This window comes from Bradyrhizobium canariense (assembly GCF_900105125.1).
Taxonomy (GTDB): Bacteria; Pseudomonadota; Alphaproteobacteria; order Rhizobiales; family Xanthobacteraceae; genus Bradyrhizobium; species Bradyrhizobium canariense_A.
Map to the genome: position 1 here is coordinate 5,053,168 of NZ_LT629750.1, position 13,936 is coordinate 5,067,103.

Here is a 13,936-nt window from a genome sequence, read left to right on the forward strand (position 1 = left end):
GCTGCGCGGGCGGGTAACAGGAGGACGAATTGGTTGCTCAGGTCATTTCAGGGCTGGTCGAGAAACGTAGTCTCGACCGCGCAGCGGCGGACGCGATCAGGCAGGCCATCACAAGTGGGGCGCTGAACCCGGGCGCACGATTGACCGAAGTCGAACTGGCTTCGGGACTGAAGGTTTCGCGCGGAACGATCCGGGCTGCGCTTCAGCGACTGTTGAGCGAAGGGCTGATCGCCCAGAAGCCCTATGCCGGATGGGAAGTTGCAACTCTGACATCGCGCGATGCGTGGGAGCTGTACACGCTGCGATCGAGTCTCGAAGGGCTGGCGGCCCAGCTTGCGGCTCGCAATCCCGAGCGGCGGAGCTTGATCGAACCGGCGTTCGACAAGCTGAAGGCCGCGGCCAAAACTCGTGACCAAAAGCAGATCACGGATGCCGATCTGGCACTTCACAAGGCGATCGTCGTCCTGGCGAACCACAAGCGTCTTTTCGATCAATACGGCTATGTCGAGCAGCAGGTTCGGATGTACATGGCTTCTTCGAACGCGATACTTGAAAAGCCGGAGCTCGTGATTTCGAACCATGAGAAGTTGGTAAGTTCGGTCCTGAAGGGTAACGCGTCTGCCGCTGAACGAAGCGCGCAGGAACACACCAAGGCAGCGGGCGAGGTTCTGACCCGATATCTCCAGGAAAAAGAAAAACAGATCGAGCTTGCCGCGCCAGCGAAGCGCGCTTAGCGCTTCGGAAACCTGGTCCCGTCGTGGAAGCGCAGAGTGTGCCCGACACAAGGCCGGGCATGACGACTTCGCTATAAGCTCCATTCCATTGGCTGCATTTTGAGTCAGACTGAGGAGGTGCGAAAGCGCCGTCTCGAAGGATGAAGCCACAGAACTGGAAAATGCCCTAGCGATAGAAAGCGGTCGGCGGCATACCGAAATGCTTCCGGAACATGGCGGTAAAGGCACTTTGGCTGGCATAGCCGCTGTCGAGCGCGACATCGATGATCCGATCGCCGCGCGCGAGCCGTTCGAGGGCAAATAGAAGACGTGCCTGCTGGCGCCATTGCCCAAAGGTCAGGCCGGTCTCCCGGGAGAACAGGCGATGGACGGTCTTGGGTGTCAGCCTGAGCTGCCGAGCCCATTGCTCCGCGGTCGATGCATCGTCAGGCCGCGCGACCATGGCTTCGCACACGTTGCGTAGCCGTGCATCGTTCGGCATCGGCAGATGCAATGGAAGCACATCGACTTCCCGCAATTCATCGAGCAATAGACGCATCAGGCGCGCGTCTCGCGTGTCGGAGGCGTAGTCGAGCGGAACGCGCATCGCCGCAACGATCAGTTCCCGCAGCAGCGGAGACACCGCGATGACGCAACTCGCCTGTGGCAAGTGGGGCGCGGCGTGTTGGTCGACGAAGACGGTCCGAATCTTCACGTCACCGCACATTCGGACTTCGTGATCGAGCCCTGCGGTCAACCAGACGGCGCGATTGGGCGGCACCACCCAGACACCTGCGGCGGAGCGCACGATCATGACCCCTTCGATGGCGTACAGCAGCTGACCACGGGGATGCGCGTGCGGACCAGTCGAGGCGCCGCTTGGATAATCGATCTCCATGGCCGCCATCGGCCGCGCCGTCGCGTGATAGCCGAGGTGCCGGGTGATCAAGTCGTCAAGCATGTCCTAATCTCGCTAGTCCCAGTCATTCTAGCGTGAGACCGGCTCCTGTTTAAACGTCTATTTGTGGCGGCTCATTTTCCCGATGAACCGTCAAATCACATGCTCAAACAAAAAACCGCTCTCCTCTATCCCTTTCTCGCTATCGTTTTGTGGGCGGGAAACGTCATCGCCTCTCGCCTGTCGGCGCATACCATTGGGCCGCAGGCCATCACCTTCTATCGCCTGCTGCTTGCCGTTGCCCTGATGAGCCTCTTCGTCGCGCGGCCGGCTTGGCGGAATCGGTCAGCGATCTGGCCTCACTTCGGCCAGTTCGCGATTCTCGGCTTTCTGGCAATGTGCCTGTTCCAAAGCCTGTCCTATCTGGCGGCGGAGACAACGACGGCGACCAACATGGCGGTGTTTACCGCGCTGACGCCGCTTCTCACGGTCGGGCTCAGCGCTGTGCTGCTCGGCGAGGACCCGACGCTCGGAATGGTCGGCGGTGGCCTGCTGTCTCTCGCTGGTCTGATCTATCTTGTCAGCGGTGGCGACTTGTCGACGTTATTCCGCGACGGAGTCCATCCGGGCGATGCGCTGATGCTGTTGGCCGCGCTGGTCTATGCGCTCTACGGTGTGTTGCTGAAACGGTGGAATCTGCCGATCACCGGGTGGCAATCAACCTACATGCAGGCGCTCTGCGCTCTTGCCATCATGTTTCCGGCCTTTCTGGCGACCCCCGCACCGCTGCGCCAGCTTAACACGGCGACACTGCCGCTGATCGGCTATGCGGGCGGGCTGGCATCGGTCGTGCTCCCGTTCCTCTGGATTCGAGGTGTGCAGCAACTTGGTCCGAATCGCTGTGCCGTCTTTATGAATCTGCTGCCCGTGCTGACCGCGGCTGCGGCGATCGTGATGTTGGGCGAGCCCGTCAGGTCCTTCCATGTGATCGGCGGCGGCCTGGCACTTTGCGGCGTTGCCTTCGCGCAGACATTTCGCCGACCGCTCACCCGGCGCACGGTATCGATCGCCGGGTGATGCGACGTTGAGACCGCATTCTCGATGCCGCGACGCGAGACGATCGCGTTCTCGCCTATTGCAGCTCGGCGCCGCGACGCTCCGGGATCAGTAGCCACATCGTCGCGAGGTCGACGACGTAAAGCGCCGCCAGCACAGTAATCGCGAATTCAAAGCCGCGGGCGGAAGCGACGAGGCCGACCAGCAGCGGACCAAGGCCACCGACAGCCCTGCCGATGTTGAACAGGACGTTTTGAGCGGTCGCGCGCGCTGCCGTCGGGTACAGCTCACTCATCAGCGCTCCGTAGCCGCCGAGCATTCCGTTGACGAAAAACCCCATGACGGCGCCGGCAAACAGCAGCTGCACTGGATCCGAAAGACGGGAATAGCACAGCACCATGACCGCGGCGCCGGTCATATAAGCAAAGAAAGCCGAGCGCCGGCCGATGCGATCTGCGACCTGGCCGAACACGAAGATACCAGCCGCCATGCCAGCGATTGTGGCTACGGTCCAAACCGCGGTTTGCGTAAGGGCCAGACCGAAACGGGTCGAAAGATAATTAGGCAACCAGATCATGACGCCGTAATAGCCGAAGTTCTGAACTGAACAGAGGATCACCATGCCGAAGGAGAGCTTGATGGTATCGGCATCCTTCACCAGCAGCCGAAGCGACGATTGGAGTGCGCGGGTTTTTGCGTCGCGCAGGAACAACTCGGGCTCGGGCAGGGTTCGACGGATAAGATAAGCCGCCGCCGCAGGGAGAATTCCGATCAGGAACATGCCGCGCCACCCGATCGCCGGCAGCAGCAGCGGCGTGACGATGGCGGCGGCCAGCACACCGACCTGCCAGCCCAAGCCAACATAAGATGAAACTCGCCCCCGCTCCGCGGCAGGACACGCCTCTGCGACCAGCGCCATTCCGATGCCGAATTCGCCGCCAAGGCCGACGCCGGCGATGGTTCGGAAAAACAGCAGATCCCAGTATCCCCGCGCGAAAGCGCATAAACCGGTGAAGACGGCAAACAACACAATCGTCCAAACCAGAACCCGCACGCGACCAAGCTGGTCGGACAGCCATCCAAACGCAAAACCGCCGAGCACGGCGCCGAATAACGTCGCCGTAACCAGCGAAGCCGCTTGCGCTTGCGAGAGACCAAGATCGACCGAGATCGGACGCAGCATGAAGCCGAGGATGAGCAGGTCGAACCCGTCCGTCGCGTACCCGATCGCGGATCCCCAGATCGCAGCGCGGCGCGTCCGCCTGGCATCCGTCTCCATCGTGACCGTATCGATGTCAGACGCAACGGTTACCCGACCGACGTTCACTTGATAAATCCCCGTATTTGATGGCGCTGAGCCAACCAAATTCGCTCGATCGGGCGCAACACCTATCTTGGCGAAAGGCCGATCTTTCCACTTCAAACAGCCCGGGGGCAGCATCGCGCTGGAGACCGCGCAGGTCGTTGGGCCTCGGCGGCGGCCGCAGCGGCAATCCGCTCACTGGGGCGTTCATCGACGAAAGCCATGCCGCGCGGCAGAGAGCGGCTGTCGCTGGGCTCTTGCGGTTAGCAACGTAAGGTTGGTCTGCGCGGTCGGATCAACCCAGCCGGCTGATCTGTTCCTCGGTCACCACGCGCTCGATATTCTCGCTCTTGCTCTTGATCCGATAGCGCGGGCGTCCATCCGCCTCGATCGGCAAGCACGTGACAATGGTATAGATGCTCCGCTGCTTGACGTCGGCGCGGCCCTGCGGGCCCTGCAGCTGGTGATGGACGTCGTCATTGATCGCGTAATTGTGTGCCATCGCGGGTCTTTCCGTTGAAGGGGGCTGTAGTTGCAACAGCCCGGCTGCGCAACACATCCCGTTGGTATACAGGCGGGCAGGCCTTCTGGCAAAGACAGAAGCGATACGTGGCCATTTATTGCCGGGCCTGCTCGTGGCAAATTTGAGTTGTTTTCCAGCGAAAACGACGGTTGGGAAGCTGGCGGGCCGAGAACAATGAAGATGGGAACTATGTCCACGCTTTAGCTACCTAAATGCACGCTACAGCTCACTGATGCCAACCAGCGCGCGGGTGTCGCGCGTTCCGTCGTCGAGGCGGGAATCTAAGTCGCCCGGTCGAAGATACTGACAAGCCAATTTATAAAGACTCGCACGCGGGGCGACAGTTGCCGGCTGTGTGGGTAAAGGACGGATACGGAACTGGGCGTCGGCGGAAAATTCTCCAGCACCTGCACAAGCTCTCCGGTCCTCAGCGCATGGTCGGCATGGTAGCGCGGAATCTGGATCAGCCCGAGACCCAGCTTGGCCGCTGCGAAATAGCCCTCGGCGGCGTTGACTGACACCGTCGCCGGCAGGACGCGGTTACAGACCTGTCCGTCGATGGTGAATTCCAGCGGCAACACCGCGCCTGTCGCTGACGAACGGAAACCGACCATGCGATGCCCTTCGGCCAGCATATCCGGATGCGCCGGCGTGCCGAACCGTTCGAGATAGGCCGGCGAGGCCAGCGTCGCTTCGCCCAGCATGGCGATGCGCCGGACGATCAGGTCGCTGTTCTGGGGCGTGCCGACGCGCAGCACGCAGTCGATACCTTCGCGGATCAGATCAACCAGCCGGTCGCCCTCGCTTATGTAGAGTTCGATGTCCGGATATGTCTGGAGGAATTCCGGCAGGCGCGGCAGCACGAAATGCCGCGCCAGCGTGCCATGCATGTCGACGCGCAGCAGACCCTTCGGCTTGGCGCCGGCAAAGGCGCCCTCAGCGTCCTCGATATCGGCGAGTATACTGACACAACGCCTGTAATAGGCTTCGCCATCGAGAGTGGGACTGACATGGCGGGTCGTGCGCTCTAGCAGACGGACGCCCAGGTGGGCTTCGAGCTGTTTCACCGCATCGGTGACGGTCGAGCGGGGCAGGCCCAAATCCTCGGCGGCCAGCGTGAAGCTGCGCCTTTCCACGACGCGGGAAAAGACCCGCATGGCATCTAGTCTGTCCATCTTATTTGTTCGTGAATTCCGGATAGTGATGCCGAATATTGGATGATTATCCGCCCAACGGAAAGGGGCATCTTCTCCTCATCGAAACGCGCTTTGGCGCAAACGGAAGGAGAAAGACGATGTCAGGGAACAGCAGCAAGGTCGCCATCGTCACGGGCGCATCCAGAGGCATCGGCGCCGCGATCGCGGAGCGCCTCGCCAGGGACGGCTTCACCGTCGTCGTCAACTATTCGGGCAATGCCGCTCCGGCGGAGGAGCTTGCCCGCAAGATCGAACAGGCCGGCGGCAAGGCCCTGACCGCCAAAGCCGACGTTGCCGACGCGGATGCCGTCCGCCGGATGTTCGATGCCGCGGAAACCGCCTTCGGCGGTGTCGATATCCTCGTCAACAATGCCGGCATCATGCAGCTCGCCAGGATCGCCGACGCCGATGACGCGAACTTCGATCGCCAGATCGCCGTCAACTTGAAGGGCACTTTCAACACGCTGCGCGAGGCGGCCAAGCGCCTGCGTGATGGTGGCCGCATCATCAATTTCTCGACCACCGTGGTCGGCCTGAAGCTCGAAACCTATGGCGTCTATGCCGCCACCAAGGCCGCGGTCGAGACATTGACCGCGATCCTGGCCAAGGAGATGCGCGGCCGCAACATCACCGTGAACGCGGTGGCGCCCGGCCCGACGGCCACCGACCTGTTCCTCAACGGCAAGAGCCCCGAGCTGATCGAGCGCATGTCGAAGATGAACCCGCTGGAGCGTCTCGGCGCCCCGGCGGATATCGCCGCGTCCGTCGCTTTCCTTGCCGGTCCGGACGGCGGCTGGATCAACGGCCAGACGCTGCGCGCCAACGGCGGCATGATCTAACGCAAGGACAGGCGGCGGCCGCCGGCAGCCGCCTCATGAAGCGGCGTTCTCGGCCGATCCATCCCCCAACCATGGAAAGAACACGACCATGAGCAAGCAAGTCATCGTCATCACCGGCGCGTCGAGCGGTTTCGGCGCGCTCACCGCCCGCGCCCTCGCCAAGGCCGGTCACACCGTTTATGCTGGCATCCGCGCGACACAGGGCCGCAATGCCCCGGCGGTCGCCGATGCCTCCACCTTCGGCCAGGAAAACGGCGTCGACCTGCGCACCGTCGAACTCGACGTTGCCAGCGATGCTTCGGTAGAAGCTGGCATCGCCGGCATCATCGCCGACACGGGACATCTCGACGTCGTCATCCACAACGCCGGGCATATGTCCTTCGGGCCGGCCGAAGCCTTCACGCCGGAGCAGTTCGCCGAGCTTTACGACATCAACGTACTCTCGACCCAGCGCGTGAATCGCGCCGCGCTGCCCTATATGCGCAAGGCGGGCAAGGGGCTTGTCGTATGGGTGTCTTCATCGAGCACCCGCGGCGGCACGCCGCCCTATCTGTCGCCCTATTTCGCGGCCAAGGCGGCGATGGATTCGCTCGCCGTCTCCTATGCAAGCGAACTGACCCGTTGGGGTATCGAGACCGCGATCATCGTGCCCGGCGCCTTCACCAAGGGCACCAATCACTTCGCCCATTCCGGCTCGCCGGCCGACACCGCGCGCGCCGCCGAATACAATGAAGGTCCCTACAAGGGCGTGCCCGAGCAGTCATTGAAGGGCCTCGCCGCGCTGGAGCCCGCCGATGCCGATGCAGGCGAGGTCGCCGTCGCCATCGTCAACGTGGTCGGCATGCCGTTCGGCAAGCGGCCCTTCCGCACCCATGTCGATCCGTCCGAAGACGGAGCGGAAATCGTCAACGGCGTCGCCGATCGCGTCCGTTCCGAGATGTTCCGCCGCATCGGCCTCGAAGACTTGTTAAGGCCAACGATCAAGGCTTGATCCGGCTTCATGCACTATGATCTCGGATATTTCGACCTGGAGCAGAAAACCCTGCAGCCCCTCGACAACCCGTTCGGCACGAGGCTGTCACCCATGTCTTAGGTACGACCTGTTACCTATGTCTCCGGGCTGGACAGTCGGGAAGCTGGCGGAGAGGGAGTCAGTCAATCCCCATTAAAAGATCGAGCATTTTTGACCTTCCTAGACCAAAACCCACCGTTTGAACCCTCCAGTTTTCTTGCTTTTCCTAGCTCGACCGGTGAATAAATTCGCGGAGCTTTTTTTCGATCTTGCGTTCACCAATCCATATGCCGAAAACCAGGTTCAAAGAGGCTGTTGTCAAGCGCGCTGTGAGAGGCGGCGATCGAAAAACCACGCTAGCGGACGCGACGGACACCGCGCACGAGCCGTTAGAAGTTTTCCGCATAAGGTCGGAAATCTATTTCTTGCGACCATACTGAGCGAGGCTGCATGTGGAGATACCAGTACCCCTCGGCGATCGCATCTGGTTCAAGCAGCCCATCCGGTCCCTTTCGTTGTGCAATATCAGGGATCACGCTGAAGATCTTGTCACCTTCAATGGAACCGTCGATGACCGCGTGTGCCACGTGGATGCCTTGGGGTCCAAATGCTCGTGCGAAGGATTGGCTCACCATCCGCAGGCCTGCTTTGGCCGCCGAGAAGGCGGTAAAGGTGGCCTTACCACGCAGTGCGGCCGTCGCACCTGTGAACAGGATCGTTCCCCGGCCGCGCCGGAGCATCCGGCGAGCAACTTCCCGGCCAAACACGAAGCCTCCGAAGCAACCGACGCGCCAGATTTCCTCGAAATCGGCCGAGGAGGTCTCAAGCGCGGGCCCCCAGATCGCGTTACCCGCGTTGTAGATACCGACTTCGACGGGGCCAATTGATTCTAACCGCTCCAGAATTGCAGTCAGTGCCGACTCGTCGCGAGCATCGCCGGGAAGTGCGATCGCTTGGCCCCCGGCGGCGATGATCTCCTCGACTACAATTGCAAGCGACCGGGGGGAGCGACCCGTAACAGCAACCCTAAATCCTTCACGGGCGAAGCATCTGGCGATGGCGGCGCCTAAGCCTCGGCTGGCACCAACTCCAACCACCCAAGCAATCGATTGCTCCATGATCATTCACCTGCTCCCTCGCTGCTTGCAGTCGCTTTCAGTGCCTTGCGTGAGAGATATTGAAATGTCATCTCGACGATCTTCGGCTTCAGCAGAAAGTCGCGGGCCTCTCTCGCCTTGTCGGGATCTACAGGATGAACCGTGCCGGCTGCCGATGCCGCAAGCTGAAGAGCGGCGGCGCGCTCGAAGAAAAAAGCGAGATATGCCGCCTCTTCGATGGTCTCGCCGGCCGCGATCAGTCCATGGTTGGCGAGCAGAATGGTCTTCTTATCCCCCAACGCTTCCGAGATAATGATGCCCTCCTCGTCGCCAATGGGTAGCCCCGGCCAATCCGGCAGATAGGCGCACTGGTCCTGAAACATGCACATGTCCATATGCGCGACGATGAGCGGCTGTCCGATCATCGACAAGGCCGACGTGGCCGGTGGATGAGTATGCACGATGGAGCGGATTCCCGGCTTGTGCTGATAGATCCACAGGTGGAAGCGCGTCGCCGGATTGGGGATCCCCTTGCCGTCAATCACCCTAAGATCGCTATCCACAACGATGAAATCGGACGGCTTGGCCTCGTCGAACGCGGTGCCTAGCGCAAGCGTCAGAAACTGGTCCTGGGCGATCCGCGCCGTCAATTGGCCGGCGAGCCCTCCAAAATGACCTTCACTGGCAAGAATGCGTGCTGCCAGCGCGATCTTCTGGACATCGGTCCATGCGGCCGTCGCGGGCAAACTCGCGAGGTCGGCCTCCGCCTGGATCGCGTGTACATTTTTCTCCTTCGGAGTCGGCAAGAGCATTTCCGGCATCAGTGGTTCCCTCTTCTTCGAATGAATGATCAGAGCGGCGATGCAGGCGACCGAAAGGCAGATCGCATCAGATAAGCAGAGAGCGCGGCGAGAAGACCGAGCCCCGCGAGATAGACCCCGACAGCTTGAATGGAGCCGAACCTCGCGATCAGCGACGTTGCGATAATCGGGGCGAGCCCTCCCCCCAGCGCGCCAGCGATCTGTATCCCGATAGACAGACCCGAATATCGCAATTCGCCGGGAAATTGTTCGCTAAAGAGATGGGACTGCGGACCGAACATGATCGGATAGTTGACGGACAGGCCCATGATCACGGCGATCTGGAAGGCCAGTAGTGATCCGCTTCCCATTGCCATCAGCAGCGGAATGGCGGAGAGCGCCAGCAAAAGAGCGCCAAAAATGTAGAGCCTGCGTGCTCCGACCCGGTCGCCGAGCCATCCGAAGAACGGGATTCCCGCAAGCTGGAAGACCGCCGCAACCGTAATTGCGCGCAAGACGTCGCTGCGCGAAAACCTGAGTGTTGTAATCGCATAGGAGACCGAGAATACGACGAGCGTAAAATACAGCGTTACCTCTCCGAGCTTGCCGCCGATCAGAAGGAGCAGCGACCGCCAGTGCTTGCTGACGACGTCACGGGATGGAAATGCCGATATTTTACGCGCATTTTGCAGCGACGTGAAAATCGGCGATTCCTCGACATCGCGCCGGATATAGACGCCGAGCGCGAACATCACCACGCTCGCGAGGAATGGCAGGCGCCAACCCCAAGACAAAAACGCGGATTCCGGGAGCAGGCTGACCAGCGCGAATGCGCCGGTCGCCAACATCAGGCCGATCGGCGCCGCGCACTGCGGAAGACTTCCGAAGAAAGACCTCCTGGACACCGGCGCATGCTCAACCATCATCAACATGCCGCCCGCATATTCTCCGCCGAATGAAATTCCTTGGGCGATGCGCAGCAGGATCAGCAAGACAGGCGCAGCGAGGCCAATCGAGGTATAGGTCGGCAATAGCCCGATCGCGACAGTTGCAATACCCATCAAGACCAACCCGATCAGCAACATCTTCTTGCGGCCGAGACGATCGCCGAAATGGCCGAAGATAAGCCCACCCACAGGCCGCGCAAAGAAACCCGCGGCAAACGCGCCGAAAGCTGCCAGTTGCCCGGCCGTGGCATCAAACGTCGGAAAAAACAACTTGTTGAACACGACCGCCGTGGCCGTGCCGTAGGCCAGGAAATCGAATGCTTCGATCGCCCCGCCTATCATGGTCGCCAGGGTAATCCTCAGCATCGACCGGCCAGAGGTTTCGACTTGGCGGTACGCAAAGGGTTGCGCGGTCCGGCACGTGTTCACGTCGGTCATTTCGATCCTGTCGCTCTCCCGAGCACAGCGTCGTTCCTGGTAACCAAACACCAAGGGATAATTCCCTATTCTTTTTGAGATGGTATCGGAAGAATGCGCGCCGTCGCCGTAGCGCTAGCAAGCAACCTGTCGCCATCTCCTTTCAGTACTCCCTCAAGAAAAGCAAAATCTCGCCCGCGATGAACGAGTCTTCCCGCGCCGAACAACGGTCCCACCGGAGCAGGCCGAATAAAAGTCGTTTTGATCTCCAATGTGGGTAACATGTGGGTCCCATTGAGGAAGGCCGTTCCTGCATAGGACATGACGTCATCAAGCATCGCGGTAATAATGCCGCCCTGAATCGTGCCTCCCGCATTCATAAACTGCGGTGCGCCTTGAAACTCTGCATTCAATGTTCCTGCTGTTGGATCCACTGCAATAAGTTTGAATCCTAGCAGCTCCGTAATACGCGGAAGAGCGACGCGGCCTTCCATCATATCCCAGAACGGGCCGTCACGGCCTGTAATTGACATAAGTACACCTCCATATTCGTGAGTTCGTTGTGCTCCCGCTCACGCCTGTCTGAATTTTGCGTTTGCTCACCAGTTCTCCTTGAAGGGGCGGACTTCTACATTGAAGGACCAGGCGCCCTTTGGCTGATGCACCACGTGCCAGATCTCTTCGGCAATGTCGGATGGCTGGATGAAGACGTCGTCCGGCGCATCCGGGCGCAAGGCTCGTGTCCATTCGAGGTCGATCACTGCATCGATGACGATATAGGCGACGTGGATGCCCTTCGGACCAAGCTCCCGGGCAATCGACTCCGCAAGGATCCGTTGCGCCGCTTTGGTCGGAGCGAAGCCGGAAAAATTACTTTTTCCTCTCAGCGCCGACGTAGTGCCCGACGCGACGATCGCGCCCGAACCGGCCTCGATCATCGCAGGGGCGGTACGTCGGGCCAGATGCAGCATGGACATCACATTGACTTGGAAGTTGTGCAGCAGCGCGGCTGGATCGATCTGCATGAAATTGCCGAACACGCCGCCGACGGCATTGTGGACCACGACCTCCGGCGGCCCGAAGTCGGCAAGAATACGATCGAGCGTTTGGTCAAAGCGGGCGGTATCCGCCACATCGACGGGGAAAGCCTGGGTGTGGCCGATTTTCGCCTCAAGCTGGCGCAGCCGCTCCTCGTTCCTCGCGATCATGGCGACATCGTAGCCGCCTTCGACGAACCGCCGTACGATCGACGTCCCGGTCCCGGGTCCCACGCCCGTGACAAGCGCGCGCTTCCCGGTCATTGGTTGATGTTCGCCCTTGCGCCATCCAGCTTGGCCTTGACGAAACTCAGTCGATCATTGCCGAAGAACATTTCACCATCGACGAAGAAGGTTGGCACGCCAAATACACCCTGCGCGACGGCCCGCTCGCCATTGGCGGCAAGCAGCTCTTGTACCTCGGCGGATTCTGCGACGTCCCACAATTCCTGTGGAAGAGCGCGGCTCGTGAGAAAGTTTAGTCGATCATCTGCGCTCGTCAATTCGGCGGAACTGGCCCAAACCGCGCCGAACAGCGCATCGTTAACTTGCTGGAAGGCGCCTAACTTCTGGGCCGCAATTGCTGCTCGCGAAAGCAGGTCACTCTTGAGTTGTCCTGTTCGTAAGGCCTCAAGCAGCGGTCTGTTGGGTGAATAGGGCGCGCCGTAATGCTTCGCCCACCGTGCCGCGTCGAGACCGGCGTATTTCGCTTTCGGCGGACACATCGGTGAAGGCTGATTGTTCACCCTCTTCATGACGGAAACAATCTCGACTGGTTCATACTTGATCTGCACGCCCATCGACATTATTTGCGTATTCGCCAGATACGCATATGGGCTTCGATAGTCGAGAATGAACTGAATTTGCATCTTCTCTCCAAGAGCTACTTCAGGTTGAATAGGATCGCTTGTTCTGTTTACGGAAACATTTCGGGATTGAACGTTTAGGTTACGGCTGTAGCATCCCAGAATCGCCAGAGTGGGTTTCGCCAGCGCATTGCTTCGCCTGGGCGACTGTCAGAGAAGCGGCATGGATCGCCGCAGCCAGGTAGCGGGCGGTCGTTCCGCTTCAGGCGAGAGCCACGGACGCGTTTACACGGCCAACAAAGCATTCCAACATCGCGTTGATCTGGTCCGGGGCAAGCAGTGGGGAGAAATGACCGACGCCAAGGGTCTTTCCGGTGCTGACGCCAGCGTTGATACCCTCGACCCGCCAAATTTCTGTCGGTAATCCGTCGGCGCCGATATAGGCGGCCGGAACGGCAAGCTGTTGGAGATCGGTCACGCTCGAGCCATGTAGGAGATGCGCCGCGAAAGCCGACGTCAGCACATGCCAAGGCGTGCGCGCGCACTGCTCCAGAACGTCCTTCTTCAACTCCGGATCGTCGGACGGCAAGAACAACATGGCCGACAGCGTTTCGAAGAGCTGGCGTGATCCGCCAATGGCCTGCATATTGTCTGACAGCTCGCGCAGCCCCTGCAAGAAGGATGCATCGCCGTCGACGAAGGTGTCGAGCATGACGATGGCCTTGACGAAGTCCGGCGCGCGCGCCGCAAGCTTCAACGCGATATTGCCGCCCATGCTGTGCCCGACCACAATCGGACGCTTCAGACCCAAATGGTCACACAGCCACCGCAGATCGTCCGCAAAGCCGATCGGGCCATAGTCCTGCAGCGGCGCATCGCTTGCACCATGTCCCCTGAGATCAACAGCTACCGTGCGCGTGAACGCGGCGAAGTGCTGCTGCTGAAGCCGGAAGTGGCCGCCGTTGCACCCGAACCCATGTACGAAAAGGATCGGAGATCCGTCTCCGCCTCCCGCCTCATGATAGGCAAGAGAGACCCCGTCTCGAACGACTTTCATCGTGTTTATCTTTGCGTTCATTCGCTGCTCCTGTTCTCTGCGGTGGTCGCATCGTTTCATCACAGCGACGCAGACAGTTCTTGCTGTCACGTGCAGCTGATTGTCGTACGGTGCATTTTTTGGTCAGCCTGCCTGGAGCGGCATGGCGACGGCCAGAAAGTCGCGCAATGAGGGCCCAACGGCATGACGCGCGACCCGTGCGCTCCCGAAATCGTGTGGTGCGCGTAGCCGAAAG

Annotated in this window: 15 protein-coding genes; 4 read left to right on the forward strand and 11 right to left on the reverse strand. The window is 60.5% G+C overall.

Annotated features, from left to right (window positions below; genetic code table 11):
• Positions 1–29 precede the first annotated feature (29 nt).
• The gene (locus tag BLV09_RS23975) at positions 30–734 is read left to right on the forward strand and encodes a GntR family transcriptional regulator (protein ID WP_146689153.1); all 705 of its coding nucleotides are present in this window, start codon (positions 30–32) and stop codon (positions 732–734) included.
• A 166-nt stretch (positions 735–900) separates the two neighbouring features.
• Here BLV09_RS23975 and BLV09_RS23980 read toward each other — a convergent pair whose 3' ends face one another.
• Positions 901–1,674 (reverse strand): AraC family transcriptional regulator, encoded by a 774-nt coding sequence (locus BLV09_RS23980; protein WP_146689154.1) that lies wholly within the window; start codon positions 1,672–1,674, stop codon positions 901–903.
• 99 nt (positions 1,675–1,773) lie between these two features.
• On the opposite strand from BLV09_RS23980, the gene BLV09_RS23985 reads away from it, so the two are divergent.
• On the forward strand, positions 1,774–2,688 hold the full coding sequence (locus BLV09_RS23985; protein WP_146689155.1) for a DMT family transporter: 915 nt from the start codon (positions 1,774–1,776) through the stop codon (positions 2,686–2,688).
• 55 nt (positions 2,689–2,743) lie between these two features.
• Here BLV09_RS23985 and BLV09_RS23990 read toward each other — a convergent pair whose 3' ends face one another.
• The 3 genes from BLV09_RS23990 to BLV09_RS24000 all read right to left on the reverse strand — a co-directional run bounded on the left by BLV09_RS23990 (position 2,744) and on the right by BLV09_RS24000 (position 5,668).
• Positions 2,744–3,994: an MFS transporter gene (locus BLV09_RS23990; protein ID WP_244548811.1), complete on the reverse strand. Its 1,251-nt coding sequence runs from the start codon at positions 3,992–3,994 to the stop codon at positions 2,744–2,746.
• Positions 3,995–4,265: 271 nt separating this feature from the next.
• Positions 4,266–4,472 (reverse strand): hypothetical protein, encoded by a 207-nt coding sequence (locus BLV09_RS23995; RefSeq protein ID WP_100384742.1) that lies wholly within the window; start codon positions 4,470–4,472, stop codon positions 4,266–4,268.
• Positions 4,473–4,774: 302 nt separating this feature from the next.
• Positions 4,775–5,668 carry a LysR family transcriptional regulator gene (locus BLV09_RS24000; RefSeq protein WP_146689156.1) on the reverse strand — a complete coding sequence of 298 codons (894 nt, stop codon included), beginning with the start codon at positions 5,666–5,668 and terminating at the stop codon, positions 4,775–4,777.
• Positions 5,669–5,787: 119 nt separating this feature from the next.
• On the opposite strand from BLV09_RS24000, the gene BLV09_RS24005 reads away from it, so the two are divergent.
• A complete protein-coding gene (locus BLV09_RS24005; RefSeq protein WP_146689157.1) occupies positions 5,788–6,528 on the forward strand; it encodes an SDR family oxidoreductase in 741 nt (246 codons plus the stop codon).
• Between the two features lie 88 nt (positions 6,529–6,616).
• Positions 6,617–7,519 (forward strand): SDR family oxidoreductase, encoded by a 903-nt coding sequence (locus BLV09_RS24010; protein ID WP_146689158.1) that lies wholly within the window; start codon positions 6,617–6,619, stop codon positions 7,517–7,519.
• A 410-nt stretch (positions 7,520–7,929) separates the two neighbouring features.
• Here BLV09_RS24010 and BLV09_RS24015 read toward each other — a convergent pair whose 3' ends face one another.
• The 7 genes from BLV09_RS24015 to BLV09_RS24045 form a co-directional block, all read right to left on the reverse strand.
• Entirely contained in the window at positions 7,930–8,664 is a 735-nt protein-coding gene (locus BLV09_RS24015) for an SDR family NAD(P)-dependent oxidoreductase (protein WP_349536643.1), read from the reverse strand.
• Entirely contained in the window at positions 8,661–9,458 is a 798-nt protein-coding gene (locus BLV09_RS24020; RefSeq protein WP_197684977.1) for an aldolase, read from the reverse strand. The genes BLV09_RS24015 and BLV09_RS24020 overlap by 4 nt, the downstream gene beginning before the upstream one ends.
• A gap of 29 nt (positions 9,459–9,487) precedes the next feature.
• Positions 9,488–10,750 carry an MFS transporter gene (locus tag BLV09_RS24025; RefSeq protein ID WP_197684978.1) on the reverse strand — a complete coding sequence of 421 codons (1,263 nt, stop codon included), beginning with the start codon at positions 10,748–10,750 and terminating at the stop codon, positions 9,488–9,490.
• Between the two features lie 137 nt (positions 10,751–10,887).
• Positions 10,888–11,334: a PaaI family thioesterase gene (locus tag BLV09_RS24030; RefSeq protein ID WP_244548812.1), complete on the reverse strand. Its 447-nt coding sequence runs from the start codon at positions 11,332–11,334 to the stop codon at positions 10,888–10,890.
• Positions 11,335–11,400: 66 nt separating this feature from the next.
• Complete coding sequence (locus BLV09_RS24035) at positions 11,401–12,102, reverse strand: SDR family NAD(P)-dependent oxidoreductase (protein WP_146689160.1); 702 nt, start codon at positions 12,100–12,102, stop codon at positions 11,401–11,403.
• Complete coding sequence (locus tag BLV09_RS24040) at positions 12,099–12,707, reverse strand: 2-hydroxychromene-2-carboxylate isomerase (RefSeq protein WP_146689161.1); 609 nt, start codon at positions 12,705–12,707, stop codon at positions 12,099–12,101. Before BLV09_RS24040 ends, BLV09_RS24035 begins: the two co-directional genes overlap by 4 nt.
• A 199-nt stretch (positions 12,708–12,906) precedes the next feature.
• Positions 12,907–13,761: an alpha/beta fold hydrolase gene (locus BLV09_RS24045; protein ID WP_146689162.1), complete on the reverse strand. Its 855-nt coding sequence runs from the start codon at positions 13,759–13,761 to the stop codon at positions 12,907–12,909.
• Between the last annotated feature and the right edge of the window lie 175 nt (positions 13,762–13,936).

Bases quoted from the DNA above. Each gene is read 5' to 3' on its own strand.
- BLV09_RS23980 (WP_146689154.1), bottom strand. From the start codon at position 1,674: ATGCTTGACGACTTGATCACCCGGCACCTCGGCTATCACGCGACGGCG.
- BLV09_RS23985 (WP_146689155.1), top strand. From the start codon at position 1,774: ATGCTCAAACAAAAAACCGCTCTCCTCTATCCCTTTCTCGCTATCGTT.
- BLV09_RS23995 (WP_100384742.1), bottom strand. From the start codon at position 4,472: ATGGCACACAATTACGCGATCAATGACGACGTCCATCACCAGCTGCAG.
- BLV09_RS24000 (WP_146689156.1), bottom strand. From the start codon at position 5,668: ATGGACAGACTAGATGCCATGCGGGTCTTTTCCCGCGTCGTGGAAAGG.
- BLV09_RS24005 (WP_146689157.1), top strand. From the start codon at position 5,788: ATGTCAGGGAACAGCAGCAAGGTCGCCATCGTCACGGGCGCATCCAGA.
- BLV09_RS24010 (WP_146689158.1), top strand. From the start codon at position 6,617: ATGAGCAAGCAAGTCATCGTCATCACCGGCGCGTCGAGCGGTTTCGGC.
- BLV09_RS24015 (WP_349536643.1), bottom strand. From the start codon at position 8,664: ATGATCATGGAGCAATCGATTGCTTGGGTGGTTGGAGTTGGTGCCAGC.
- BLV09_RS24020 (WP_197684977.1), bottom strand. From the start codon at position 9,458: ATGCCGGAAATGCTCTTGCCGACTCCGAAGGAGAAAAATGTACACGCG.
- BLV09_RS24025 (WP_197684978.1), bottom strand. From the start codon at position 10,750: ATGCTGAGGATTACCCTGGCGACCATGATAGGCGGGGCGATCGAAGCA.
- BLV09_RS24030 (WP_244548812.1), bottom strand. From the start codon at position 11,334: ATGTCAATTACAGGCCGTGACGGCCCGTTCTGGGATATGATGGAAGGC.
- BLV09_RS24035 (WP_146689160.1), bottom strand. From the start codon at position 12,102: ATGACCGGGAAGCGCGCGCTTGTCACGGGCGTGGGACCCGGGACCGGG.
- BLV09_RS24040 (WP_146689161.1), bottom strand. From the start codon at position 12,707: ATGCAAATTCAGTTCATTCTCGACTATCGAAGCCCATATGCGTATCTG.
- BLV09_RS24045 (WP_146689162.1), bottom strand. From the start codon at position 13,761: ATGAAACGATGCGACCACCGCAGAGAACAGGAGCAGCGAATGAACGCA.